Origin of the sequence: Paenibacillus macerans (genome assembly GCF_900454495.1) — a bacterium.
GTDB classification, from domain to species: domain Bacteria; phylum Bacillota; class Bacilli; order Paenibacillales; family Paenibacillaceae; genus Fontibacillus; species Fontibacillus macerans.
In genome coordinates this window covers 133,779-158,377 of record NZ_UGSI01000002.1, presented here as the reverse complement: position 1 = coordinate 158,377, position 24,599 = coordinate 133,779, and the positions used below count along the sequence as shown (strand labels likewise).

Genomic DNA, 24,599 nt, shown 5'->3' with positions numbered 1-24,599 from the left:
ACCTCCTAAAAGTTTTGTGAGCGTTGCTTCTTGAATCGACTTCGTACAAAACTCACTTCGGAAGCATGGGCTCCCCTTGATGCTCATTCCAGATATATACCATCTCTCTAAATCCAACATCCCATAGGGTTTCATTCCCCTCAATGGTTATCGTAAGCTCATTTGCCTGGGGGAGGAAAATTTTGTTCATTTCCGGCTCATGACGTTGATCTTTTGCGGATACGGAGAGGAACTCATGTCCATCAACGGTAAGCTTGATGCTGCCCTGGAAATCTTTGTGATCGGGAATTCCATAATTAAAGAAAAGATACAACTCCTCCTTATGACCTAACGTATACGTGTACGTTTCCTTCTTTTTACCTGCGAAGCTGTATACATTATATTGGGGTTCCACGTCCTGACCGCCAATCTTAAGACTGGACGGTTGGGTTCCCGTTAATGTGTTCCCGGCACTATCCTTCAATTCGTTTATTGCCATAAAGGGGCCCATTTCTTTGGTAAACACTTGCTCAAGCATCCCGAAGCCCCCCCACACTCCGAGCATCAAGACAACACTGGAAATACCCGTAGCGGCAATATTTCTCCAGTTGTTTTTTGTACGAAAGCCAAGTTTGTATGCCCCGAATCCGACGGCTGCACCCGAAGAGTTCTGTATGACGTCGTTAATATCAAAGCTGCCGAGGAACGTTAGCGCCTGAATCGTCTCCACCACAAGAATGGACAGCATGAACAAAGTCATGAAGCGGACAAAGTTGGTCCGATATAACAACGGAATCAATATGCCAAAAGGGATGAAGGCGGCGATGTTCCCGAAATCCACAAAATCCATCAGCGCAGGATGCAGAAGATCGGATAGACCTGGCAGCCTAAAAAAAGTGTCCGGTAAAAAAATAAAGGTGTACTCGGTGGTTTGATCTGTCTTACCTGCTCTACCGAAGGCGAAAAACAAAAAATAAAGAATCAAAAGGGTATAGAATATAGTGATTGCCAGAATAATCTTACGCTGTTGCTTCAAATGCATGGTCTTACCTCCATCGTTCATCTGATGAATATCATTTTAACTGTCTAAAATGACTTTCCCGTGACGATGGAGGTGACAATTCAGTCACTTACGGAGTGCCGTTAAATCACATGCTTATAAAATTTAATCCGAAACTGCGTACCCTTCCCGCTGTCGCTCGTCACATCGATCACGCCGTTCTGGCTGGCAATGATGCTGTGAGCCATCGCAAGCCCTACGCCGATGCTTCCTTCGCTAGCGTTCTTTCCTTTGTAAAAACGTTTGAAAATATAAGGCAAATCTTCTTTTGGAATGCCTTTTCCGTTGTCAGCAATGACGAGTTCCGTAAAGAGCGCGTTTTCGGAAAATGCGATGGCGATCGCTCCGCCTTCAGGCGTATGCTCCACGCCGTTTTTCAAAATATTGATGACCGCTTCGGCCGTCCAATTGAAATCGCCGACAAAAGTGACATTGTCATCGCCCGCGATGGAAACCGTCTGCCCCTTAATATCCATCGGAATCATAACCGGCTCTAATGCCTTTTGGATCAGGTTTTTCATGAGTATTCGATCTTTTTTGAATGGGATGGTCTTCGCGTCAATTTTCGATAGCTTAAGCAAGGAAGAAACAAGCCAATCGATGCGTTCAAGCTGGACGCGAATATGATGGGTGAACTCCGCTCTTTTGGCCGGAGGCAGGTTAGGGGCGCTTAACAAATCAGCCATCACCGTCATGGAGGTGAGCGGCGTTTTGAGCTGATGTGAAATATCGGAGATGGCATCCGTCAATTGAATTTTGTCCCGCTGCAATAGCGACCGGTGCTCCGATAGCATGAGCGTTACTTTGTAAATATCATTCTTTAAAATACTTAGCTCGCCTTCTTGGTTATCGCGAACGTCAAGGGAATCATTGCCGTTGCTTATTTCCCGCAAATAGACGGACAGCTTCGCCAACTCCCGGTATCTCCAGCTCGTGAACAACAAACTCGTGCCAATAAGCAGCAGGGATACAATGAAAACAAATATCGCCGCCACGGATGAAAAGAAAGCAGCAACCACGGTCGCCGTTATGCCGATCGAGCTCATGACGAGCAATAGCATTTGAATTTCCCGATTGCGCAGCATCTAATCACCGACCTTATAGCCTAAACCGCGTACCGTTTTGATTAAAGCCGGATGCCCTGGATCATCCTCCAGCTTTTCCCTCAGCCTTTTGATATACACCGTTAACGTATTGTCGTTCACGAATTCGCCGGCCACGTCCCAGATTTGCTCTAGGAGCTGACTCCTTGTGAGAACCTGTCCAACGTGGTTGGCGAAGATCAGCAATAAGCGATATTCCAAGGCGGTTAGCGGAATTTCGGCGCCGTTTTTATGCACTTTGCCTTCCAGCGTATTGATTCGAACATGGCCGATGTCGATGATCGATCCGGCGTGGGACGGCTTCTGGTATCTCCGCAAGACGGACTTGATCCGGGAGAGAAGCTCGCGAACCCGAAAAGGTTTGGTAATGTAATCATCGGCTCCCATGTCGAGTCCCATCACGACATTGACCTCATCGTCGATCACCGTTAAAAAGATGACCGGAATGTCTCGCCGCTCCTTCACCATCTTGCACAATTCATAGCCGTTTCCGTCCGGAAGCTGTAAATCGAACAAGCATAAAGCGAACTGATCGATGTCTTCGGCGAGCACCTTTTTGGCCGAAGCGGCATCATGGCAGAGAACGGCCCGATAACCATCTTGCTGCAGCGAATATTCCAGTCCCGACGCGATCGTCTTATCATCTTCGACTAATAAAATTTTCATAGGCAGATCATCCTTACGTTAGAGTAAATTCACTGCTTATGGTAGCGTTCAGCTTAACGGAGCTACCCCACAATCCCCGCTTCGATCAGCTTCCAAACCGCTTCGAACTCTGCTTTGAAATCAATCCGCAGCCAATTGTCTGCATAAGCCGGCGCGGAAAAATAAGAAAAAGCCAGCAAAATGGCATGCAGACGCTTTATGTCCTCAATGCCGCTCGCTGCCTTCAAGCTGCCTGCCAAATCGCCGATGTGCCGAGCGAGTGCCGCCGGATTCCTATCGATATAGGCCGTATACAGCTTAAACATTTCCGGCTCACGCAAATAAGCTTCATATTTCGATCGACTTAATATCCATAACCAGTCGTGCACGATGTCCTTCGTAGACGAGTACTTGTCCGTGTCAAATGGAAAAATCCCCGCCAGTTCATGGTCCAGCCACGACAACGCAAGCTCGGTCCACAACTCTTCTTTGCCCGAAAAATACTTGTAGATCGCCGCGTGAGTTGTCCCCAGCTCAGAGCCGACTTTGGACAGATTAACTTTCACCATCCCGTGTTCGACGACCATTCGATGTGCGGTTTCCAAAATGAGTTCTCTGCTTAAAGTTTTCATGGTCTTATTATACAGATTGGCGAGGTCGGTTACAACTATTGGGTTTTGTAACTCAACATCCTATGCTTAGCTCACTAGCAAGTTACAAATAATAAAATGTGTAACTCGAAAAGGAGAGTCATTTTTATGAAGCTTTCAAATCAAGGAATGGAGCATAACAAAAAGAGGATTGCCGTTATTTGTCTGAATCCAAGCAAAAATTACCGGTTTTCAGCGAAATAAGCTCCATGGCAACCGTTAGAGCCTTGGTGTGCTCAGAAAACATACTACCGGAATCCCGCGAATTTACCATTTTGTCGGGGGCAGTATACATCACTGAATACCCAAAGAAATAGTTGTACACTTAACTTTGACATACAAGTAAAAGATAAAAGCCTAATGGCCCTCTTAGCCAGATAAATATCAGAACCACCTTATTTTGCGGAAGCTTGCGTATGCAGATAAATCCCTTCACCATGAGCCAAACCGGTAAGGCAATTTCGAATATCGCTCCAGGGATGTCAGCCAACAAAAATTAACTGCCAGCTCGGTCCTTTCAAGCGCAATGAAATCCCCATCTTATGACAATAGGAGGGAATTAAGGGATAATGCGGTATTATTACTAAGAGGTGATGTTTTTGAAAAAATTTCTATTACACCAAGGGAGGAAGTATCAGCATGGCTGATTTAAACAAACAAAGAATTGTTGAGAGTGTTCCGCAACGGGGATTTTTTGGACATCCCAAAGGGTTATTTACTCTGTTCTTTACAGAGTTTTGGGAGCGCTTTTCCTACTATGGGATGAAAGCTATCCTTGTTTATTACATGTATTATGAACTGAGTCAAGGCGGACTCGGCATGGATGAGAGTACAGCTCTTGCCATTATGTCTATCTATGGTTCACTTGTCTATATGTCTGGGATTATTGGCGGCTGGTTAGCTGATCGAATATTCGGTGCGTCAAAAGCTGTATTCTATGGCGGCATATTAATCATGCTGGGGCATATCGCCTTGGCCATCCCGGGAAGTATTTCATTATTTTTTGTTTCCATGGTTCTTATCGTGCTGGGTACAGGCTTGCTGAAGCCTAATGTATCCAGTGTTGTGGGGGAAATTTACAGCGAAAGTGACCAACGCCGAGATGCAGGATTCAGTATATTCTATATGGGCATCAACCTGGGGGGATTCATTGCTCCGCTTATTGTAGGAACCGTCGGCATGAATTACAACTTCCACCTGGGCTTTAGCATTGCAGCCGTCGGTATGTTTCTGGGATTAATCATCTTTATCTTTACCAAGAAGAAAAACCTCGGCCTTGCAGGCACTTTAGTGGCAAGCCCGTTAACACAGGCGGAACGGAAAAAAGTGTTCCCTATAGTCGGTCTCGGCGCGGTGCTTCTCGCTGGTATCGTCGCTATTACGATTTCGTTAGGTTTGTTAACGTTTAAATCCTTTATCGCGATCGTAGGTATTCTGGGGATTTTGATTCCAACCCTATATTTTATCGTCATGTTCCGTAGTCCGCGAACGACAAGCGTTGAACGCTCAAGACTCGTTGCTTATATTCCGATGTTTATTGCAGCGATTATGTTCTGGGCTATTCAAGAACAAGGATCAACCATCCTGGCCAATTATGCAGATAAACGTACGCAATTGGATTTTGCCGGACTTCATATATCGCCAGCCTGGTTTCAGTCTTTAAATCCTTTATTTATTATTGCTTTAGCTCCCCTGTTTGCCTGGTTATGGATAAAGCTTGGAAAACGGCAGCCCACGATACCGAAGAAATTCGCCTTAGGCTTATTGTTTGCCGGATTATCCTTTCTTGTGATCCTCTTGCCGACTTACTTTGGCGGGGAGCATTCCTTGGTTAATCCTTTATGGCTCGTTCTCAGCTATTTCATCGTTGTGCTGGGGGAATTATGCCTGTCTCCTGTAGGACTATCGGCAACGACAAAATTAGCGCCCTCGGCCTTCTCGGCCCAGACCATGAGCTTATGGTTCTTATCCAATGCGGCTGCCCAAGCGATTAATGCGCAGATTGTTAGATTTTATTCGCCTGCCAACGAGATGGTATACTTTGGAGTCATTGGAGGAGCGGCAATCCTCCTCAGTATTCTGCTCTTTTCGTTCTCCTCGAAAATTCAGGGGTATATGAAAGGGATAGAGTAAAAGAACTCTTGTCCAGAATAGCAGTGTAGGGGGTAGCTCTATATCATTTGTGAAATGTCTGATTTCCCCCCCCTGAGAATAACGCTTTTCGCCCTATTTATGATACGGTTCACCGTGTCGGTATTTAGGGTGAACTCGGATGATTGAGATTCTTCTTTACATTAACTTGCGTGCGTGTCTAATCTGTGTGTTTTAAGGAATGATGACGTGATTTACAGCATTGAACGTAAAAAATACAATGAAAATAGGTTCAACCTAATCATCAGTGCTTGACAGTCAAGCCGACAACAGACCGTGGCCTGGAGCGAGACTCGCTAAGCGGAAGCTTTGCACGATTATCCCGTTTGATCATTGTGACTTGGCTTTCTGAACCAAAGGGATAATCGTGCAAAGTGGCTTAATCTGAAAACATTGCCGATAATCCAAATATGATTATCGGCAATGTTTTCAGATGTAATGATAGCAATCAACAGAGAGGACTATTATTTTGAAATGGTATCCATTTAGATCCTCCCAATCCGATAAATGGTTCTTAACTTTTACCGAATACTAGACTCAGGGACGATCGCGGTCAGGGATTTATTTTCAATAGGGGAAGAAAGTACGATGGACGTTGCGAATTTCCCGTACTTTACGATTTCATTCTCAAACATCTCTAAATCCGGCAGTGACTCGGTTACTACTTTCAACAAGTGATTATACTCTCCCCCGCTTATTCTATGGCATTCAATCACTTCCTGGGCGGATTGGCAGAAAGCATGGAACGATTCGCAATTCGTTGCCCGCAGCCAAATAACCGCCATCGTATGTTTACCGATCTTCTCTCTTGCGACGACCGTCCGATAGTCTTTGATAATTCCCCTTTCCTCCATCCGCCGAACTCTCTCCGTCACAGCAGGCTGGGTTAGCCCAACCATCTTGCCTAGTTCCGTCATCGAGATCCTTGCATTGTCCTGCAAAGCTAACAGGATATTCTTATCAACCTGATCCAAGTGACCACCCCTTATATTCTATAAGCATATGAAGCTATATTTTTAATTTCCTTAGCGAATGATGATAAACACCTTAGTTGTCTCATGTAACATTCTACTACTATCAAATATAATTTGTGGAGTACATTGGAAACCAAATTAAAGGAGCGAGTCCATATGGGCAAAAAATTAATTGTAATTGTTGGGGCAGGTCCCGGCGTGAGTTCTAGCGTATCCAGAATATTCGGTTCGAAAGGGTTCAAGGTTATCCTTGTTGCCAGGAATGAACAAGCGTTGGCGGAGCTTGTGAGAAACCTGGAGGCCCGGGGCGTTGAGGCCTATGGAGCAACAGCGAACGCTGCGGATCCAGCCGCTCTTCAAACCGCGTTCGAGCAGATCAAAAGAAATCATGGAATCCCGGAAGCGCTAGTCTATAATGCAGCAGTTATTAAACTGGGGACTGCATCGAGTCTAACGGAGGCCGAGCTATTGGACGATCTGAATGTCAATGTGGTTGGGGCTTTAAGCAGTGCTCTACAAGTCATTCCCGACTTCATTGAACGGAGGAGTGGAACGATTTTGTTCACAGGCGGCGGATTTGCCTTAACTCCTTCCTATGAATTGGCTTCTTTGTCTATCGGAAAGGCCGCTCTACGCAGCTTAGTCTATACTTTAGGAGAAGAATTGGCGCCTCATGGCATTCATGTGGGCACCATCACAATTGCCGGCACAGTTGCGGTGAACACAAAATTCGACCCTGATCGAATCGCCCAAGCGTATTGGGATATGTATGAAAAGCAGAACGAACGTGAAATCATCTATCAGTAAGTATTCCATCTGAAGCCCCAAAGGGCATCCGGCCCAAGGCGATCGGGTCTTCTGCACGACAGCAGAACGATTAATTACACGTCAATGAAAAGATACGGCCATTTCGGCCGGGAGCGGGGATGTTTATGCCAGGGCGGCGGCCTTGTCCGGGGAAATAAAGGCATTAAAAATGAGCTGGCGGAAACGTACCGCCAGCTCATTTTCGTGCCATATCATATTGCATGCATGTTTAGTACAAAGATGACGGCTCGGTCAGCTGGATCGCGACACCTCTCGCCACTCCAGGCGCGAGGCGCTCGGTCATACGTCGGCCAGATTTATTCTCGTTCTCCTGCCGCGTATTCACCTGGACAGACGTCCATCACTTCTCTCGAAGGCTGGATCAGCGCCATCACCAAAACCGGACTGAAACAGGGGTACATGGTACTCGGTATCAGGAATCCGCCAGTTCACCCAATCGCCTCCATCGCGCTGATACTGCGGATTTTCACGAAAACTCTTGGCAAACAGGGCAGCAAAATAATCATCGTAAAGATTGCCATCAGGATGTTCTTTATGCCACCGACTAGCAAAGTCGCAAAAAGCTTGATGCGCCTGCTTATCGCAAATACATGCCAGACCGGCATCTACATTAAAGCCAAAAAACTCTCCGTCCTCCATCTCCGAAATATCTTCATGTCCAATCAGAGCTTCCTCGAACCGGAAGGCAGGAACATCGGAAAATCGCAGACGAACGGCGGCATAGCGAGCACAGTCACCATCCTCGTCCGGCTTCACCACACAGACTTCGGTTGAGTAGGTTCCAACGGGCGCCGTTTGAAAATAAGGCTGCTCCTCAATATGCCCCAAATAACATAGCGGATCGCGGACAAGAATTTGGCCAGTAAGAATAGAGGTAGGACCGATATCTATAATTTCCAGCTGCTTACCTGCAATTTCAGGCAAAGCAAAATAGTCATTTAAATCTACAGGGCATTTCAATTTGTCACGCTGCTGCTCCCACTGGGACAGCCATTCACTTGTTGGCACCATAGGCATTCACCTCCTGAAAATAGACTCGTACAAGCAGAAAATCAGTCATGCCAATTTTACCATATCGTTCACTCCACTATCGTGTCCTAACATTAATATTTTCCAAACCCTTTTTCCGCATATAATATCCGACGCGAGAATGTCATACAGCTTTTGCTTGGATTCGAGTACACCCCTTAGATAAGAAGCAAACTTTTTTTGACTAATTAGTCCGAATATATTTGACTGTTCAGTCCGGAAAGTGATATAGTGAGCCTAGGCCCTCATCATTTGGATAGGGCATCCACTCTCTTAAGGAAAGCGAGGCAACTGAAATGAGTACCTTGTCTTATGAGCAAGCTGAGCAGCTCCTTTATCTTTTCGCCGACCGCTATATTCGTAAGAATTATGATGCATTCCTCGATTTGTTTGCTGACGATATTGTCTTCGAATTTCCTTATGCCCAGGAACCCAATCCTAAACGTCTGGACGGGAAAGCGGCGCTGCAGCAGTATCTGGAGAAGTTGGGGGAGGTGCTTGAAATAACCTCTTTCACCACACCAGTCATTCATATAGCGGCCGACGCCCCCGTGTTCTTTGCTCAGTTCGAAGCAAGCGGTAAAAACATAGTCACAGGCAGAGCTTATGAACAAAGCTATATATCCGTAATCGAAGTTCAAGATGGCAGGATTGTCCGTTATCAGGACTACTGGAATCCATTGGCGCTATCTTGATTCAGAACATAAATGAGAACCGAAGGAGGTAACTGTATGCCTAATGAATCATCCATTCGTATACTACTCACCGGAGGACAGGGTAAGACTTCCTCCCGCATTGCACAGCTGCTGCACAGTCAGGGTTATCTGATTCGCAGAGCCGGACGCAGCGTACCCAAGCCCGGGGATCAACAAGTCGGCGAACACGCCCCATTCGACTGGTTCGATGACTCTAACCATGCTGACCTCCTGCAGGACGTCCATGCCGTATATCTGGTTGCACCTGCGAGCCTGCATCCTGAAGAAGTCATGATTCCTTTTATCCGCAGGGCTCTTGACGCTTCGGTTAGGCGCTTCGTCCTGTTATCCAGTGCCTCGATTCCGGAGGATGGCCCCGTTTTCGGACCCGTTCACCGTTACCTGCAAGAGCATGCCCCCGAATGGGCCGTACTGCGCCCTTCCTATTTCATGCAGAACTTCACGGATGCCAGACACGGGCACGGGCATTCCTTGCGCCATAGCGGGCACATCTATACTGCAGCCGGAGACGGCAAGATAGGCTTCGTCGACGCAGATGATATTGCAGCTGTCGGCTTTCATGCCCTGACCGACAAGGAGCCCCATAACCGGGAGCATATCATTACTGGGCCGGAATCCCTCACTTATGACGATGTGGCCAGAGTGATCCGCAGCGTTACCGGCCTGAACGCCAAGCACATCCATATCACACCAGAGCAACTCACAGAGAGGCATAGGGCCGCCGGCTTGCCGGAGAGCTATGCCGAATACCTGGCCGGACTGGATGTCCGCATTCGTCTCGAAGGATTGGAGGATCAGGTAACGGACACGGTACTTCGTGTAACCGGGCGAGAGCCGCGTTCCCTGGAGCAATTCATTTCGGAGCATAAGACATCATTCCATTCCATCTAATTTACCAACTGGTACCTAAAGATAAAAGGCTCTCCTGTCATCACCATTTAAGATGACCCTAGGAGAGCCTTTTGAGGTTCACAGTTATATGAGATCTATCGCTTAACTGCCTTGTATTGTTCGAAAGACTGTTAGTACCATCCGTAAAATGGCAAACAGCCTCTGCTCATCCATTCCCAGCTTGGCTGACGTGATCAGGGCGATCCGCTCATGCACCAGGAACCGAGCTAGGTCTCGAATATTCACCTCCGGGCCTATTTCCCCCTCTTCCACCGCGCGTTCCAGCATGGTGTAAAAGATCTGTTCCGACAGCTCGACACTCTCGTGCAAATAAGCAGCCAGCTCCTCGTGATGAGGCGCCTGCTCGATCGCGCTGCTAATAATGAAGCATTGAAGGCGCAATTCGGGGTCCATGAGGACTTTAATGATGGTCGTGAATGCAAGCTCCACCTTTTCAACGACCGTTCCCGGTCCCTCGCAATGTTGCTTCAACTCCTGATTCTTCTGATCCATATAATGCCTAACTGCTGCGAAAAACAGCTCCCACTTCGTTCCATACGTATCATATATGCTTTGGCGGGCAATGCCCAGCCCAGTGATCAAATCCGGCAGCGAGGTGCCCTCATAGCCAAGGTTTCCGAAGACATTCATAGCTTTATGCAAAATTTCATTCGTATCAAAGGCCTTCGTTCTTGCCACCATTACTCCCCCCCTTTCTTCAGTTATTCATATAAGCAATTATACTATCGCTTTTAGAGTCTTATTTTTACGCAATAGGAGTACCATCACTATCTTAACCGCTCGCGAATCTCTCATGCCTTACGAACGGAAGGCGAGTAAAAAACGTCACCATGCATATGCTGAATTTTGTCCCAGTTGCCGGGATTGGTCGTGTCTGGAGAGCGGTGCTCCAGTATGGCCTGATATAGGGCCGTTTTCTCCTCCAAATGGGCAACGTGCCGCTTGGCTTCCTCGAGCTTAGCGAGCGCCGCTTCTTTATGCTCCATGATGAGTTTGTAGCGTTGCGGAATGGTCGTATCCCCTTCGAGACATAAATCGACGTACATTTTAATGACTTCAAGCGGCATCCCGGATTGCTTGAGGCATTTGACGCCATGCAGCCAGTTGATCGATTCTTCGTCGAACATCCGGATATTATTCTCATTGCGCTGTACGCTTGGCACCAGGCCTTTATCCGTGTAAAAGCGCACGGCGTGCTCGGTGAGTCCCGTGATCTGGGCGGCTTCTTTGACCGTATGCATGTGAAACCCTCCTTGGAAAATAAATTTTTGAATACGTCTTGACTTCGTGTAACACGAAGGCTCTAAGCTAATTGTAATGCAAATCGGCTATAAGCGGAACTACCGCTCCGCAGCGCCAATCCCCCGGGATTCGCGGCCGTTTGCCGTTATACATTTGGACAATGGGAGGAATCACCATGCAAACCGTAACCTTGAACAATGGAGTGAAAATGCCGGTCATCGGCTTCGGCGTCTACCAAGTTCCCGATGCTGAAGAATGCGAGAACGCCGTATATGAAGCACTGATGACCGGTTACCGCCTGATCGACACCGCCGCCGGTTATCTGAACGAGGAAGCGGTCGGGCGCGCCATCAAGCGCAGCGGCGTACCGCGTGAGGAGCTGTTCATCACGACCAAGCTTTGGGTTCAGGATGCCGGCTACGAGAGTGCCAAGCTGGCGTTTGCCAAATCCCTGAAGAAGCTGCAGCTCGACTATCTTGATCTGTACCTTATACACCAGCCGTTCGGCGATTACTACGGCGCATGGCGCGCAATGGAAGAGCTGTACCGCGAAGGCAAAATCAAGGCGATCGGGGTTAGCAACTTCCTGCCCGACCGTCTGATGGACCTCATCGTGCATAACGAAATCGTGCCCGCCGTCAACCAGATCGAAACGCACCCGTTCTACCAGCAGACGGAGACCACCGCTTTTTTGAAAGACCAGGGAGTTCAACACCAGTCATGGGCGCCGTTCGCTGAAGGACGGGGCAACCTGTTCGGCAACGAGGCACTTACCTCGATCGCTGAAAAGCATAACAAGTCCGTCGCCCAGATCGTGTTGCGCTGGCTTGTTCAGCGTGAAGTCGTGGTCATTCCAAAATCGGTGCGCAAAGAGCGGATCGTCGAAAACTTCGACATATTCGATTTTGATTTAAGCGCGGACGATATGGAACAAATCTCCACGCTCGATACGCGGGAAAGTCTTTTCTTATCGTACCGCGATCCGGAAGTCGCCAAGATGATGGGCAACTGGAAAGTCGATCTGTAAATACCTTGATTGAACCGAAACTCACGCGCTTATCCTCATCTAAAAAGAAGGGACAGGGCGGGTGCCCTGTCCTCCTATCATTACTTAAGAATAGCAAATTATAAGAATAGCGGTATTCCATCAATGTCTACCTCTAAACCGTTTAATCGCATCCTCGGTCACCGGCTCGAAGAGGTTAAGAAGGTTGCCATCGGGATCGCGGAACAGCATAGAACGGTTCCCCCACGGCATCATGGTCGGTTCCATTACCCAATTATCGACAAATGGCTTCAAGCGCACATATTCGGCTTCGACATCGTCGACCCGGAACTCAATAATAACAGAGCGATTATTGGCCCCTACTACGGAATCGGCGCCGAATAGCTGCGTCGTCTGGGAGTGGCCGATTGCAAGGGTGCATGATGGCACAATGAGTTCGGCAAATACGGGAGCGGGTCGCTCCGCCGAAACCCCCATGACTTTCTCATAGAACTCGACGAGACGATCCACGTCGTCAGTAATGATGCGTACAGAAGCGAAATTCACAAGATATCATCCTTCCTAATAATAGGTTTGGTGTGTCCCACAGCCGTTGTAAAACATACTTTTTACTTATCTATCTCTTTACATTTACATGTGCAATTATAAAAAAACGCTACTGACAACGTTATGTCAGTAGCGTTTTAGAATTCTTTGGGCTTCCTATATTAATTCCCTAAGTCGCAAGATGTACGTTTCCTACTTTCAATTGCCATCTATTTAAATGCTTTACCGATGCGAGGGCTGGCAAATTTCTATTTTAGTAGGTGGAACTGTCAATCTTAAAATCTGAATGGATGTCAAATTCCGATGGCCCCTTCCTTTCTGTCTTTTGCAAAACAAATTCAAATGTGGGTTCATAATATGAATCCTGCAACGTTTCTCCGCCCAATATTTCTATGCTGTACCAGCCGTTTTCAATTTCAATCATCGGCTTTTTGTATTGCCGGTAATGATGAAGCAAAGCGTTGACTCTTTCGTTAGTGAATTGCTCTAGTATTCGCCAAGTAAACAACATCAGTAGGTTGTTTTCAACTTTAAGCGAATAGCCACCACGTCTAAATTGTAAATGGCTATCTGATTTTAACAACTCCGGTGTATCGCCAGAAAGATTAAATATGATTGTATAGGGGTAGTTCGCAATCCCTGCCATTGGAAGTATGATACCATCAAGCACGGCATGATCGCCGCTTTCGTTTGTTGTAAACTCCATTGCTAAATTGTCCGAAAGATGATTGGACTGTTTCCAGCTCTCCAGCAGCAAAATATCTCCGAGAATGAAATAGTCTATCAGATCATTCAGCACTTCCGTAAATTTGTAGATCATTTAATACTCCTTTTTCCTCTTTTATCTCAAAGCTATAAATTCAGCTTAATTTTATCATATGGGAAAGTTCTAGAATCCTTCATTTCTAGATGTTACTATTTTAAAGATTAGGGTTACAAGCTACATATGAAGTTATTTTATAGTTCATTGGGAGGCTGAAATGGAACAAAGGCTTATGGATCAATTGAACGAGTGGTATGAAGCAGACGAACATCAGCGAATTGTCGATACGCTTTCAGCAATTCCTAATGAAGAACGGGACTATGAAGCGATCAGCCATTTGGCCAGAGCTATCTGTACACGGATTGTCGAAGCGAAAGGCGGTTTTTCGTTTCATGCAGATGAATTATCGTATGTCATGTATGATGTGCAGTTTTGGTTATATACGAAGTCATATCCAGACACCCGCCACGATCAGTATGTGGCAGCCTATGAGAACATCATTGCGTTTGGCAAGGAATTCGGCCAAGGCGGATATGCTCCCTCCTTCATTACCGATTGGCTGGATGTCCGCATGAAAGAAGGGCGGATTGTACAGGATCATGGGATGATTCGGTTTACCGATTCATATGCTGCGGAAGTCATTGAGAAGTTAAACGAAGCCTAATCGCTGTTCAAGCTGCAGATCAGACCATGCCCCATAACGAAACGAGCTCGCTTTCATAGCGGGCTCTTCTTTTATTCAGCAGATGCCTACATACCACGAATCAACGAAGTATCCAAATACTCTTTCCCCAAATAACCACTGCAGAGGACAGGGCGGTTAATGATTTCATACAGCTTTTTTAAATCCTCAAACTACTTCAGCTTCTTCATACGGACTTCCCATAACTTTGGCACGGGTAAGTAGCACCCACTGATTAACTTCATCATATCCAGATACTTCGGCGATCACTCGATAGCGTGGGTACATCCATTCAGCAGGGGTTTCGGATTTCAAAGCGGATGTGTCCGTTATCCCTACGGCCTGAGGTACTAGTAAGTTAATCAAGGTACCTTGGGGAAAAAAAGCTTCTATATACCCTTCCACTCGAGTCCCGACAGAAAACAGACTTTTGGTTCGATGCCAGTCTTCTATACCGAGTTGAAGCTGCTCGTGCCAAAGTTCCTCGAATTCCGCCTGACTAATTACTTTGTAATAGGGTTCCTGCGCATCCAGTGGATGCTCTGCCAGCATGAAATGATAGAAATCATGCTTCCGATTCGATGTGATACAAGAGCCGTCATCCTGATAAACCATCTGTCTAATATGCCACACAGTCATTGTCAATTTCAAAATACCAGATCCCCAGCCCCGGCTCCTGTACGTCTTTTACATACTTCAAAACAGTCACTCCAGTCAAATGAGAAGTTGCTTTCGTGAATGAGGTCTGATTGATCGTCAAATCTACTCTCTGGGCTAAAATATTCGTTTGGTTCTCCATAGTCACTTTACAACTCCCCCTCAAGAAACTTCATGAGGTGCAATTCAGGCTGCTCGAGGAACTCTGTAAAGCTGCATAAATCCGCATACGCCTGATGCTCCACGTCATAGCAGCCTATCCGGCCTTTATTCTTGGGGTTCCAAACCAACTGCAGGTCGGAGTAATTGTCGATATCGGCGGAAAGACGCAGCAGCTTTTGCCTGCCGACTTTCATCTCAATCGTATCGGTCAATGTAAAAAAATCGATATACCCGATTTCATATTCATTTTGCGCCAGCTCAAGGCGCAGCTTATCTCCTGTAAGAAAGCTGACCAGTTCGTCGGGTAATTTATATTTTTTAAGCTCATGTTTCTTGTTCTCCACATGATGAAATTCAGCCGGTTCCAGTGATTTCAAATAATCAGCCATGACCGTATCCTTATTGCTGACCGCAATCGTATACGGCCGCTCGCCGTCTTTTTCCGCTAGAGTAACGTCTGCACCGTGTTCAATCAAAAATTTGACCATGGTCATATTCCCCATACGAGCAGCCACCGTTAACGGAGTCGCCCCATAAGGATAGACCATATCCGGCCTATTATAATTGATGTCCACCCCCTGATCGAGCAAATACTTGAGTGTCTTCAGGTCGTGGTCCGATACGGCTTGACGCATTACCTCACCGCCATGCAGCTTGATGTCCAATCCCAGCTCATGAATAAGCGGAATATTTTTTTTGTTGCCATAGTAGGCCTGTGAATAGGCGCCTGACCCCGTTTGATTGAGCTTGTCCATCTCGGCACCCTGCGCTGCAATGTAACGGACGATGTCCTCCCCGCAATAGCGAACAGTTCTCAAAAAAGCTGGATTATGATGGACATTCAGGTTGACACCGTGCTTTACCAGCAGCTTTACAACCTCCATTTGCTGCGATACGAGCGCCAGATCTAACGGACTAATTGCAATATGCTTACTAAGTTCGATGCCCTCCTCAATATCCCAGCCTGCTGCGATTGCGGCATCCAAAGCCGGAATATTTCCTCTGTAAATATGCATCGCGATTTCCGGCAGCTCCTGGAACCTGCCGATATCTTTCAGGACGATCAATCACACCCCTCCTTATTTTAAATCCTAAGACCCGCCTTGTCCGGCTGATTAGTGACCGTACTGTGAGGCAAAAAAGCGTTCAATCATTTGTTTCGTTTCCCTTGGACTTCTCAAATGCCTTTTCCGTTAGTTGATATTAGCCCCGGATCATATAGATCTTATTTCCATTATAAAGATCGTTTGTCCCTAATCTACCTACTTTTTACCTGATTTCTGGAGCCTCGTTTTGCCAATGCCTACATTTCAATCGAGAAAGATTTATTTTTCTTGAGGTACGTTAGCGATAGAAGTCAACCATATCTCCAAACAGCCGTTTGATAAATTCAAGCTCGCGTTCGTTGTATCTTTCCAAAAATTCGTTCATTCTTTGCTTTTCCTTCGCATGGAGCTCATCATGAGCAGCAAATAGCTTTTTGCCGACAGGCGTTAGCCGAAAATACACTTCCTTTTTGTTATCGTTGAGTTGGGCTTTTCGCACCCAACCGGCCTTTAGTAATTTATTTGCGATCTTGGAGGTATTCCCTTTGCTTAAATTTATCCTTTCCGCGATGGAAGTGACATTGATCGGCTCCTGCTCTCCGATGCACGCAATGGTGTGCAGTTCCGTCATATTCAAGCTGAATTCCGATTCAATATGCTTCCGGATATCCTCCAGGTATGTGGCAGTTATTCGGGTTTCATATTGTTCTTTTTGCTCAAGAAACTGAACGAAAAATTCATGAATTGCAGCTTTGTTTTTATTGGCAGTATCCATGGTTATGCTGGCTCCTTGACTCATTTGTTTTATTATATCATAGATTGTTTCGTAAGAAACAAACTCGTATGCTCATATTGAGATTAGGGTTGACAGGATATAGAGTGACCCAATACAATTATATTGTTTCATATGAAACAAAAATTATATATAATTTTTATCACAGCTATTTTTAACAAGCAATAAAAGGGTTCTAACGAAACAATAATTAATGAAGGAGGTGCTTACCTGCCTATGGAAATCGTGAATCCGAAGACATTGACGGATAAGGTTACATCTGTAATTTCTCATGTCGTAGTAACTACTGCCTCTAAACTGGCCTTCATCTCAGGTCAGGTTGCTGTAGATGAAGCAGGCGCATTGGTCGGTTCAGGGGACTATTACGCACAAGCGATTCAAGTGTTCACCAATCTAAAGCATGCATTAGAAGCCGCACAAGCGGAACCATTGTACATTGCAAAAATGAATATTTTTGTGGTAAACCACAACCCGGAATTGATTTCGATTATTTTTGACGCCGGATTTCATGTGTTTGGCTCTAACTGGCCGAAGACAGCAAGTACCTATATAGGCGTTCAGGCACTAGCCGATCCTGAATGGCTTATCGAAATAGACGCTATCGTGATCTTCCCATAATGTTTAAGAAAAGAGGTTATTTATATGAAATATGAAGTCATCCTTATCGGTGGCGGACCTGTCGGCATGATGTTGGCTGGAGAATTGGCATTAGCCGGTGTAAAGGTTTGCGTCATTGAGCGGTTAAAAGAGACAACCCAATATTCGCGTGCGCTTACCGTACATCCACGAACTCTTGAAATATTAGATATGCGTGGAGTGAAATCACAATTAGTCAGTAAAGGCCGCTTACTTTCGAGAGGACATTTTGCCGGATTAGAAACTCCGTTGGATTTCTCGGTGTTGGATTCCTCTTCCAATTACACTCTCTTTTTACCGCAGAGTGAGACGGAGAAGGTGCTGGAGGAATGGACTCTTAGCCTTGGCGCCGAGGTCTGGAGAGGGGTTGAGGCTCTATCTGTGCATCAGGATGAGGATGGGGTCGACGTTAAGATCGCCGGACCTAAAGGTGAAACAACGTTAAGATCTGCTTATGTGGTAGGTACGGACGGAGCCAGAAGTTTGGTTCGAAAACATGCAAATATATCCTTTGAAGGTACAGACGCGACCTTCACGGCTATTCTGGGGGATGCCGTTCTATCTGATTTGGCTCCTATGAGTGTCATATCCCGGATTACAGATAAAGGTTTGGTCAGCATCATGCCGATCAACGATCATCTGTATCGGATCTTAATTATCGATATGGAGAGACGTAACATCTCTAAGGATGAGACCGTTACATTGGAAGAGTTTCGTTCATCGATCATCCGTACGACCGGAAGCGACCTGGGATTGAACGATGTGAAATGGATGTCCCGTTTCGGAAATGCTACGCGGCAAGCGGGGCGCTATCGGAATGGTCGATTGTTTTTGGCGGGAGATTCGGCGCACATTCATTTTCCCGCTGGTGGACAGGGAATGAACGTCGGCTTACAAGAAGCGATGAACTTAGGCTGGAAGCTTGCAGGAACAATCAAAGGCTGGGCTCCGGACTGGCTATTGGACAGTTATCATACCGAACGTTTCCCGTGGAATACGGCCTTGCTCCGGAATACCGAGGTCCAAACCCTGCTTCTGGACGTGACTCCTCCCATCACGGAACTGCGAAGCATGCTGGCTAATCTGATTCAAATACCAGAGGCTAATTATCAGATCGCTGCACAAATTTCCGCAATGGATGTACATTATGCTCCCGACGCCGAAGCGCCTTCCCATCCTTTAAATGGGAAACGGTTCAAGGATCTCAGATTAAAGCTGAAAGACGGGCAATTGATTAACTCCTATCCGTTCCTGCACAAAGGTACTTTTCTTCTGTTGCATTTCCATTCTAATGAACAGAATAGCGGCCAATGGGAAACGTATAGCAACCTCCAAGTTTTACATGCATCTTTGGCTGAGGCAGACGCGGATTGGAACGACGTCCACACGGCACTTATTCGGCCGGATGGACATATTGCCTGGGCGATTTCTCTATCAGATCCGAATCCGATGCAAAAAATAAATGAAGGAATCACTCGCTGGTGCGGAGACATTACGGATTAGTGATTCGTTTGAGGTGTGTAACCGCCTCCCCCTATACCCGGCTAAGGCAAGGTCTGTAGATAATTGAACAAGCACTGTCCTTTACGTCAATGGAATCAAGTTCTTGTCCTTAGATTGGATAAAACTTGATTCCTTAAATTCCTCTAGGTTATGGCTATCTTAGCTTTGAAGACACGCTCTAGTGGAAAAACGTACCGCCAGTTCATTTTCGCCGGGAAGCATTCCGCCTCACTTCTCAACCTTAGAATTTTACGTTGTATAGTAATTTCGCTTCAACCATAATTTTAGCCCTCCGCTTTACCACTATTTGTGATACGGTTCAGCTTAACGGGTCTATCGGCGAAAACAAATGGCGGCCATGTGGCCGCCATTGCTCATCTTTTGCAACTTGTCGTAGACTAATTTCTCATGGTCCTATTAAAGCTGACTTCATCAGATAGAGCAGCATACAGATGCCTGCGTTTCCAGAACCGTACCAATCAATTTGGCGACATCCTGATGGGCCGGATGGATAAGGTATTCATCCATGTCCTCTAAGGATGCAAACTTGGTAATCAGAATCAAATCATATGCGGAAGGGCCAGGACGAATGTTAGCTTCAGCCTGAACATCGAGAAGAACGTCTATTTTCCCTCTCATGCTCAGCAGAACGGTTTGAACTTGCTCGATATGCTTCGGACTCCGGTCCTTCAGCTTTAATAGCAAATGATTTACTATCATTTTTAGGTTCACCTCGTCCCTTATCTGATTAGCGTTCTTCTAATTGTTCCGATCCTTTGAACAGCAGTATCGTCAGCTGCTTAATCTTAAGGTTTCGGATCTGAAAATAAAAATCCAAATAAAGAGGATCCGGGAGGCCGGTTTTATCGAAATCCCCGTCAACTTTAAAAACCACCACGATTTCTTCCTCATGCTGTTTATGCTGTTTGAGTTCAAGCGTTATGTTAGCACCAAAGTGATGTTCGGCACTCCACTTTTTGATAGCAGCTTTGCCTGCCCATTCTTTGCCTTCATCAAGGACAAGAGCATCTTCCGAAAAGCAGTCCACATAAGCCTCCCAATCGGGTTTATTGGCAGCGGCTATAAAATTTTGTATAACTTGCGGAAGCAGAAATTCTTTGCTCATATCCAATAAGTACGGGCTGTTTTCCATCGTTCTGCTGAATCCTCCTTGGTATGTTTTGAATACAAGGCTAGTTTAATCAACAGAACCTGACAGCAGAGTGTCCAGTTATCTAAAATATTTTTCGGCCATTTTGGTCGTGCGATTTCTCATCTCCAGCCTGACAGACACCGGCTCAATAACTTCCAGTAGATCTCCATATGAAAGAAGATACTGATAAAGCCATTCTCCGGAAGGCATATCTGATGTGACCCGGAAAGACCCGTCTTCCTGTTTCGAAATGTCCTCTTCCTTAAACTCATCCACGATGCGATAGGCTCCAGTCGGTTCTATTTTTAATACCAGAGGGGTTCTAGGCGTTTCGTTAACCCTAACTTCTGCACGAGAAGTCCCTGTAGCCTCCATCCACTCCTGCTGAATCTCTAAGACTTGTTATCAGTATATCCGTTAAAACTGGACAATAAGATGTCAGGTTAGGGTTCGGAGAACATGCGCGGAAGATGAAAAGTCGCTGCGAAAGTTATTCCAATTTTTCTCCTGCAGCCTCGTATGCTCACATTAGAGACCAAATAGAACCGCTGGAGAACAAAAAGCGCCGCGGCGCTTTACATTTCGCCTTTTGTAATATTTGCACGGCGTATCATACCCAAGGTGAGATCACTTGTGGTAGGTTCACTGTATCATAAAAAAAACGAAAGACGCCCTATCAGGCGTCTTTCTGCATTTCAACTTCTGTAATGAAATTTTGGTGGGCTCCGAGAAAAGCCCCTCACCGCGACTGTCGCGACTGGAGATCGCGTATGAAGTCCTCGGCCAGTTGCCGCGGGACAAGCTGAACGGGATCGCGTCCGCTCAGAATCCAGAAGAAGCTCGGGCCGATCAGCAAGGCGGTGGCCTGATCGAGCGTGACTGGCAGCGTGTCCTTCCCGAGCGCGCGATCGATCACGACCCGTGCGCTGTCACCGAGCGGATCCTTCGCGGAGAGCAGCTCCGCCACGTCGGAATCGTGCTGCGCTTCGCCGAGGAGCGCCCGATAAGCAGCGCCTGCCGGTGAGTGCGCTAGGAAGCGCACAAGAGCTTCCAGGTAGGCCGCGAGGTCGTCCAAGGGATCCCCTGTCGGGCTAATCGCTAGTTCCTCCTCTGCATCGGCCGCGCTGGCCTCGAACAAGATCTCCGCTTTATGGGACCACCAACGATACACGGTCTGCCGGGATACTCCAGCCTTCTCGGAGATGCCCTTCATCGTCATTGCCGCATAACCGACCTCGACCAAGAGATCGTCAGCCGCATTCAGAATAGCCGCCCTCGCTTGCTCGCTTCGGGGACGACCGCCATGATAGTGTTCTTTGTCCATATTCATGCCTCTACTATACATGGAGAACGTGCTCCCTGTCTATTTTAGCCATATATGTGTCTAGCGCGTCCAATTGCCCTTCAACCCTGAGCGGCAAGATCATCGAACTCGCGAAAGCGTTCGCGGATACGCTCTCTAAGGACCAACTCCGTGATTTGAACCAGGACTATTCGCGGCTCCACCTCCATGAGCTGACCGAGGGACTGCATCCGCATCGACGGCCCGTCCGTGTGGATCGAGTTCTCGATGCGCAGCGGCATCATCTTCTCCGATCCTCATCCGCACGCCGTGTGGCGCGACAAGATTACGGACTACGGCGGAATCGCCCCTTAATCCAAACCTGGCACCGTTTTTCCTGCTTCAAAAATAATTACTGGACACAATGTACCGTTTCTAGTATATTAAGTTACACGGTGTCTCGTTATTGTGAAGGGACAGATGTCGTCTTTCATCCTGACGATACGAGGAACCGCAAAAATAATAGGTGCAGCCTGCAGAAGGGCTGCAAGGAGGATATTCAGATGAAAGTATTTGTCACCGGAGCAACAGGGTGGATCGGATCGGCCACCGTCGATGAACTGCTGAGAGCGGGTCACAAGGTCGTCGGACTGGCTCGGTCGGACGGTTCTGCAGCGTCGCTCGAGGCGAAGGGCGCGACGGCTCTGCGCGGGGATCTCGACGACCTCGACTCGCTTCGCTGCGGAGCGGCCGAGGCCGAGGCTGTCGTCCACCTGGCGAACAAGCACGACTGGGCGAATCCGTCGGAGTCGGATCGCGCCGAACGGGCCGCAGTCGAGACTCTCGCCGAAGCCCTCGTCGGTACCGACCGGCCGTTCGTGGTCGCCAATGGCCTGTCCGGTCTGGTTCAGGGGCGATCGGTACTGGAGACGGACCCGTCGCCAGCTGTGGGTCCGAACTCTGCCCGGGGCGGCGCAGAGAATCTCGCTCTCGACTATGTCGGGCGCGGAGTGCGGACCATCATCGCCCGGTTCGCGCCGACGGTTCACGGGGCCGGAGACTGGGGCTTCATCAACTTCCTGGTGAACGCCGCGCGTAAGCAGGGTGTGTCCGGGTACATCGGGGACGGCTCCAACGCTTGGTCCGCGGTACACCGTTCCGATGCCGCCAAGCTCATCCGACTCGGACTCGAGAAGGCGCCCGCCGGATCGCGCCTGCATGCGGTCGCGGAGGAGGCTGTCTCCACCCGGACGATTGCCGAAGCCATCGGTCGCATCCTCGGCATCCCAGTAATATCGGTCGCACACGAGAACGCCACCGCTCACTTTGGATTTGTCGGCAGCTTCTTCAAGCTTTCCATGACCGGCTCCAGTGAGAGCACCCGCCAACTACTCGCTTGGGAACCTTCCGGGCCGACACTGGTGAGTGACATCATGGCTGGCGCGTACACAGAGGCAGGACACCAATGAGTACCCCACAGACAAGGTCCCCTGGTGCCGCGATCTCTTCTCGGCATCAGGGACGGGTTCTGGCATGCGTGTGCGCGTGCACCATCCTGGTCGTGGGCCTCGTCGCCGCCATCAATCTGGCTGTTCCGATGCTCGCGGCCAGCGGGCTGCACCCGAGCTCCTCAGAGCTGCTGTGGATCGTTGACGCTTATGTCGTCGTGTTCGCCTGCCTGGTCATCCCGGGCGGCGCGGCCGGCGACCGATTCGGACGCAAGGGTGTGCTGATCGCCGGGCTCGTCACGTTCGCGGTCGGCGCTGCGATCTCGGCCGTCTCGGCGAACGTGACCATCCTACTCCTCGGCCGCGCGATCACCGGCGTCGGAGCGGCGCTGGCGCTTCCGAACTGCGTGGGAGTGCTGGTTCACGCGACCTCACCCGAACGGCGCGGCCGAGCCCTCGCCATCTGGGGCGCGACCACCGGCATAGGCGGGCTCGTCGGCAACATCGCCGGCGCGGCTTTGCTGACTACAGGATCATGGCGAACCCTGTTCATGGCCATCGTGCCTGTTGCGCTTCTCTGCGCGATCTGGACGGCTCTTGCCGTACAACGCAGCAGCCGCAGCCCACGCAGCCTTGACCCTGCCGGCACCGCCTTGCTTGTCGCAGCAACCATTGCTCTCTTAATCGGCATCATCGAGGGGCCGGAGAGCGGTTGGAGCAGCGCCGTCGTCATCGCCGCGTTCGGGGCCAGTGTCGTGCTCGGCTCCGCATGGGTCGTGGTCGAACTGCGCGTTCGTCACCCCTTGCTCGACCCTCGCCTGTTCCGCATCCCCCTGCTCAGCACCGTCAGCCTGGGTATGCTCGTGATGTTCTTCGGGAGCTTTGGCTTGTTCTACCTCAACGCTTCGCTCCTGCAGTACGGCCGCGGGTACTCCGTCCTGCAAGCCGGGCTCGCGATTGTTCCTATGTCGGCGCCCATGCTGCTCGTCGCTCGATACGTTCCCGACCTGGTGAGGCGCGTCGGTATTCCCGCAACGCTGTCCGCTGCCTTCCTCGCCATCGGCGTCGGACTGCTCGGCCTAACCTCCGCCTTGCACCAGCCTTATCTCGCCTACGCAGCCTGGCTCGTCCTCATCGGAATTGGCTTCGCTCTCGCTCTCCCATGCCTGACAGCCGAACTCACGGCGGCGCTGCCCGCCGAACAAGCCGGGGTCGCAGGGGGACTTCAATCCGCAACCCGGGAACTTGGCAGCGCCCTCGGCGTCGCGATTGTCGGCACCGTGCTGACCGTGAGCTTCACCCGGCATCTTCCGGCAAGCCTTCAACGCGACGACCCGATTCCGCGTACGGTAGCCGAAGCCGTCGCTGCGGCTCCCGCTCAGCAAATCGCTATCATCGACTCCTTCACCGCCGGAGCCGAGTCCGCGCTGCAGGTGGCAAGCGTCGTCACTCTTATCGCAGGAGTCCTCGTCGTCGCGGCCGCATTCCAGGCCAGCCGACGACGCGAAAAGAGCGCAACCGCTGTGGGTTCGACGCCCCCCGATGGATAAGAAGTGTCAGCGAGTACAGTGGATAAACTACAATTAAATCCAAAAACTTGCCGTCACTTATGATACGGTTCAGCTTAACGGGG

At 48.6% G+C, this 24,599-nt stretch carries 28 protein-coding genes; 11 read left to right on the top strand and 17 right to left on the bottom strand.

Features of this window, described 5'->3' with window-relative positions:
• Positions 1–52: 52 nt before the first annotated feature.
• From DYE26_RS23830 to DYE26_RS23815, 4 genes are all read right to left on the bottom strand, one after another.
• Positions 53–1,021, bottom strand: coding sequence for a VanZ family protein (locus DYE26_RS23830; protein WP_036618378.1), 969 nt, complete (start codon positions 1,019–1,021; stop codon positions 53–55).
• A gap of 101 nt (positions 1,022–1,122) precedes the next feature.
• On the bottom strand, positions 1,123–2,124 hold the full coding sequence (locus DYE26_RS23825) for a sensor histidine kinase (RefSeq protein ID WP_036618376.1): 1,002 nt from the start codon (positions 2,122–2,124) through the stop codon (positions 1,123–1,125).
• The gene (locus tag DYE26_RS23820; protein WP_036618375.1) at positions 2,125–2,808 is read right to left on the bottom strand and encodes a response regulator transcription factor; all 684 of its coding nucleotides are present in this window, start codon (positions 2,806–2,808) and stop codon (positions 2,125–2,127) included.
• 62 nt (positions 2,809–2,870) lie between these two features.
• Positions 2,871–3,392 (bottom strand): TetR/AcrR family transcriptional regulator, encoded by a 522-nt coding sequence (locus tag DYE26_RS23815; protein ID WP_082207608.1) that lies wholly within the window; start codon positions 3,390–3,392, stop codon positions 2,871–2,873.
• Between the two features lie 684 nt (positions 3,393–4,076).
• Here DYE26_RS23815 and DYE26_RS23810 point away from each other — a divergent pair.
• Complete coding sequence (locus tag DYE26_RS23810) at positions 4,077–5,570, top strand: peptide MFS transporter (RefSeq protein ID WP_036618371.1); 1,494 nt, start codon at positions 4,077–4,079, stop codon at positions 5,568–5,570.
• Positions 5,571–6,109: 539 nt separating this feature from the next.
• Here the strand turns inward: DYE26_RS23810 and DYE26_RS23805 are convergent.
• A complete protein-coding gene (locus DYE26_RS23805) occupies positions 6,110–6,562 on the bottom strand; it encodes an Lrp/AsnC family transcriptional regulator (protein WP_036618369.1) in 453 nt (150 codons plus the stop codon).
• A 156-nt stretch (positions 6,563–6,718) separates the two neighbouring features.
• Between DYE26_RS23805 and DYE26_RS23800 the strand changes: the two genes are divergently transcribed.
• Positions 6,719–7,369, top strand: a complete 651-nt coding sequence (locus tag DYE26_RS23800; RefSeq protein ID WP_036618367.1) for an SDR family NAD(P)-dependent oxidoreductase — start codon at positions 6,719–6,721, stop codon at positions 7,367–7,369.
• Between the two features lie 342 nt (positions 7,370–7,711).
• Here the strand turns inward: DYE26_RS23800 and DYE26_RS23795 are convergent, their stop codons facing one another.
• The gene (locus tag DYE26_RS23795) at positions 7,712–8,401 is read right to left on the bottom strand and encodes a DUF4241 domain-containing protein (RefSeq protein WP_051985161.1); all 690 of its coding nucleotides are present in this window, start codon (positions 8,399–8,401) and stop codon (positions 7,712–7,714) included.
• A 314-nt stretch (positions 8,402–8,715) separates the two neighbouring features.
• Here DYE26_RS23795 and DYE26_RS23790 point away from each other — a divergent pair, with 314 nt between their 5' ends.
• Positions 8,716–9,114, top strand: a complete 399-nt coding sequence (locus DYE26_RS23790) for a nuclear transport factor 2 family protein (RefSeq protein ID WP_036618366.1) — start codon at positions 8,716–8,718, stop codon at positions 9,112–9,114.
• Between the two features lie 36 nt (positions 9,115–9,150).
• The gene (locus tag DYE26_RS23785; protein ID WP_036618365.1) at positions 9,151–10,026 is read left to right on the top strand and encodes an NmrA family NAD(P)-binding protein; all 876 of its coding nucleotides are present in this window, start codon (positions 9,151–9,153) and stop codon (positions 10,024–10,026) included.
• Between the two features lie 102 nt (positions 10,027–10,128).
• Here the strand turns inward: DYE26_RS23785 and DYE26_RS23780 are convergent, their stop codons facing one another.
• Both DYE26_RS23780 and DYE26_RS23775 read right to left on the bottom strand, forming a co-directional pair.
• A complete protein-coding gene (locus DYE26_RS23780) occupies positions 10,129–10,728 on the bottom strand; it encodes a TetR/AcrR family transcriptional regulator (protein ID WP_051985160.1) in 600 nt (199 codons plus the stop codon).
• A gap of 110 nt (positions 10,729–10,838) precedes the next feature.
• Positions 10,839–11,288 (bottom strand): MerR family transcriptional regulator, encoded by a 450-nt coding sequence (locus DYE26_RS23775; RefSeq protein ID WP_036618364.1) that lies wholly within the window; start codon positions 11,286–11,288, stop codon positions 10,839–10,841.
• Between the two features lie 176 nt (positions 11,289–11,464).
• On the opposite strand from DYE26_RS23775, the gene DYE26_RS23770 reads away from it, so the two are divergent.
• Positions 11,465–12,316, top strand: a complete 852-nt coding sequence (locus DYE26_RS23770) for an aldo/keto reductase (RefSeq protein ID WP_036618363.1) — start codon at positions 11,465–11,467, stop codon at positions 12,314–12,316.
• A 120-nt stretch (positions 12,317–12,436) separates the two neighbouring features.
• Here the strand turns inward: DYE26_RS23770 and DYE26_RS23765 are convergent, their stop codons facing one another.
• Both DYE26_RS23765 and DYE26_RS23760 read right to left on the bottom strand, forming a co-directional pair.
• Positions 12,437–12,841: a VOC family protein gene (locus DYE26_RS23765; protein ID WP_036618362.1), complete on the bottom strand. Its 405-nt coding sequence runs from the start codon at positions 12,839–12,841 to the stop codon at positions 12,437–12,439.
• A 253-nt stretch (positions 12,842–13,094) separates the two neighbouring features.
• Positions 13,095–13,661: a hypothetical protein gene (locus DYE26_RS23760; protein ID WP_036618360.1), complete on the bottom strand. Its 567-nt coding sequence runs from the start codon at positions 13,659–13,661 to the stop codon at positions 13,095–13,097.
• Between the two features lie 160 nt (positions 13,662–13,821).
• On the opposite strand from DYE26_RS23760, the gene DYE26_RS23755 reads away from it, so the two are divergent.
• Positions 13,822–14,268: a hypothetical protein gene (locus DYE26_RS23755; protein ID WP_051985159.1), complete on the top strand. Its 447-nt coding sequence runs from the start codon at positions 13,822–13,824 to the stop codon at positions 14,266–14,268.
• 186 nt (positions 14,269–14,454) lie between these two features.
• Here the strand turns inward: DYE26_RS23755 and DYE26_RS23750 are convergent, their stop codons facing one another.
• From DYE26_RS23750 to DYE26_RS23740, 3 genes are all read right to left on the bottom strand, one after another.
• Positions 14,455–14,937 (bottom strand): hypothetical protein, encoded by a 483-nt coding sequence (locus DYE26_RS23750; RefSeq protein ID WP_230876940.1) that lies wholly within the window; start codon positions 14,935–14,937, stop codon positions 14,455–14,457.
• Positions 14,938–15,092: 155 nt separating this feature from the next.
• Entirely contained in the window at positions 15,093–16,172 is a 1,080-nt protein-coding gene (locus tag DYE26_RS23745; RefSeq protein WP_036618359.1) for an ankyrin repeat domain-containing protein, read from the bottom strand.
• 277 nt (positions 16,173–16,449) lie between these two features.
• A complete protein-coding gene (locus DYE26_RS23740; RefSeq protein ID WP_036618357.1) occupies positions 16,450–16,926 on the bottom strand; it encodes a MarR family transcriptional regulator in 477 nt (158 codons plus the stop codon).
• A gap of 234 nt (positions 16,927–17,160) precedes the next feature.
• On the opposite strand from DYE26_RS23740, the gene DYE26_RS23735 reads away from it, so the two are divergent.
• On the top strand, positions 17,161–17,562 hold the full coding sequence (locus DYE26_RS23735) for a RidA family protein (protein ID WP_036618356.1): 402 nt from the start codon (positions 17,161–17,163) through the stop codon (positions 17,560–17,562).
• Between the two features lie 24 nt (positions 17,563–17,586).
• A complete protein-coding gene (locus tag DYE26_RS23730; RefSeq protein WP_036618355.1) occupies positions 17,587–19,083 on the top strand; it encodes a monooxygenase in 1,497 nt (498 codons plus the stop codon).
• Positions 19,084–19,515: 432 nt separating this feature from the next.
• On the opposite strand, the gene DYE26_RS23725 is transcribed toward DYE26_RS23730, so the two are convergent.
• The 4 genes from DYE26_RS23725 to DYE26_RS23710 all read right to left on the bottom strand — a co-directional run bounded on the left by DYE26_RS23725 (position 19,516) and on the right by DYE26_RS23710 (position 21,560).
• Entirely contained in the window at positions 19,516–19,803 is a 288-nt protein-coding gene (locus DYE26_RS23725) for a Dabb family protein (protein WP_036618354.1), read from the bottom strand.
• A 28-nt stretch (positions 19,804–19,831) separates the two neighbouring features.
• Positions 19,832–20,236 carry a nuclear transport factor 2 family protein gene (locus DYE26_RS23720; protein ID WP_230876939.1) on the bottom strand — a complete coding sequence of 135 codons (405 nt, stop codon included), beginning with the start codon at positions 20,234–20,236 and terminating at the stop codon, positions 19,832–19,834.
• Between the two features lie 78 nt (positions 20,237–20,314).
• Positions 20,315–20,611, bottom strand: a complete 297-nt coding sequence (locus tag DYE26_RS23715; RefSeq protein ID WP_036618353.1) for a helix-turn-helix transcriptional regulator — start codon at positions 20,609–20,611, stop codon at positions 20,315–20,317.
• Positions 20,612–20,975: 364 nt separating this feature from the next.
• Positions 20,976–21,560 (bottom strand): TetR/AcrR family transcriptional regulator, encoded by a 585-nt coding sequence (locus DYE26_RS23710; RefSeq protein ID WP_036627233.1) that lies wholly within the window; start codon positions 21,558–21,560, stop codon positions 20,976–20,978.
• 207 nt (positions 21,561–21,767) lie between these two features.
• Between DYE26_RS23710 and DYE26_RS23705 the strand changes: the two genes are divergently transcribed.
• The 3 genes from DYE26_RS23705 (at position 21,768) to DYE26_RS23695 (ending at position 24,516) form a co-directional block, all read left to right on the top strand.
• A complete protein-coding gene (locus tag DYE26_RS23705; RefSeq protein ID WP_328270440.1) occupies positions 21,768–21,893 on the top strand; it encodes a DUF3500 domain-containing protein in 126 nt (41 codons plus the stop codon).
• Between the two features lie 188 nt (positions 21,894–22,081).
• On the top strand, positions 22,082–22,987 hold the full coding sequence (locus DYE26_RS23700) for an SDR family oxidoreductase (RefSeq protein ID WP_036618351.1): 906 nt from the start codon (positions 22,082–22,084) through the stop codon (positions 22,985–22,987).
• Entirely contained in the window at positions 22,984–24,516 is a 1,533-nt protein-coding gene (locus DYE26_RS23695; RefSeq protein WP_036618350.1) for an MFS transporter, read from the top strand. The genes DYE26_RS23700 and DYE26_RS23695 overlap by 4 nt, the downstream gene beginning before the upstream one ends.
• The last annotated feature ends 83 nt before the right edge of the window (positions 24,517–24,599 follow it).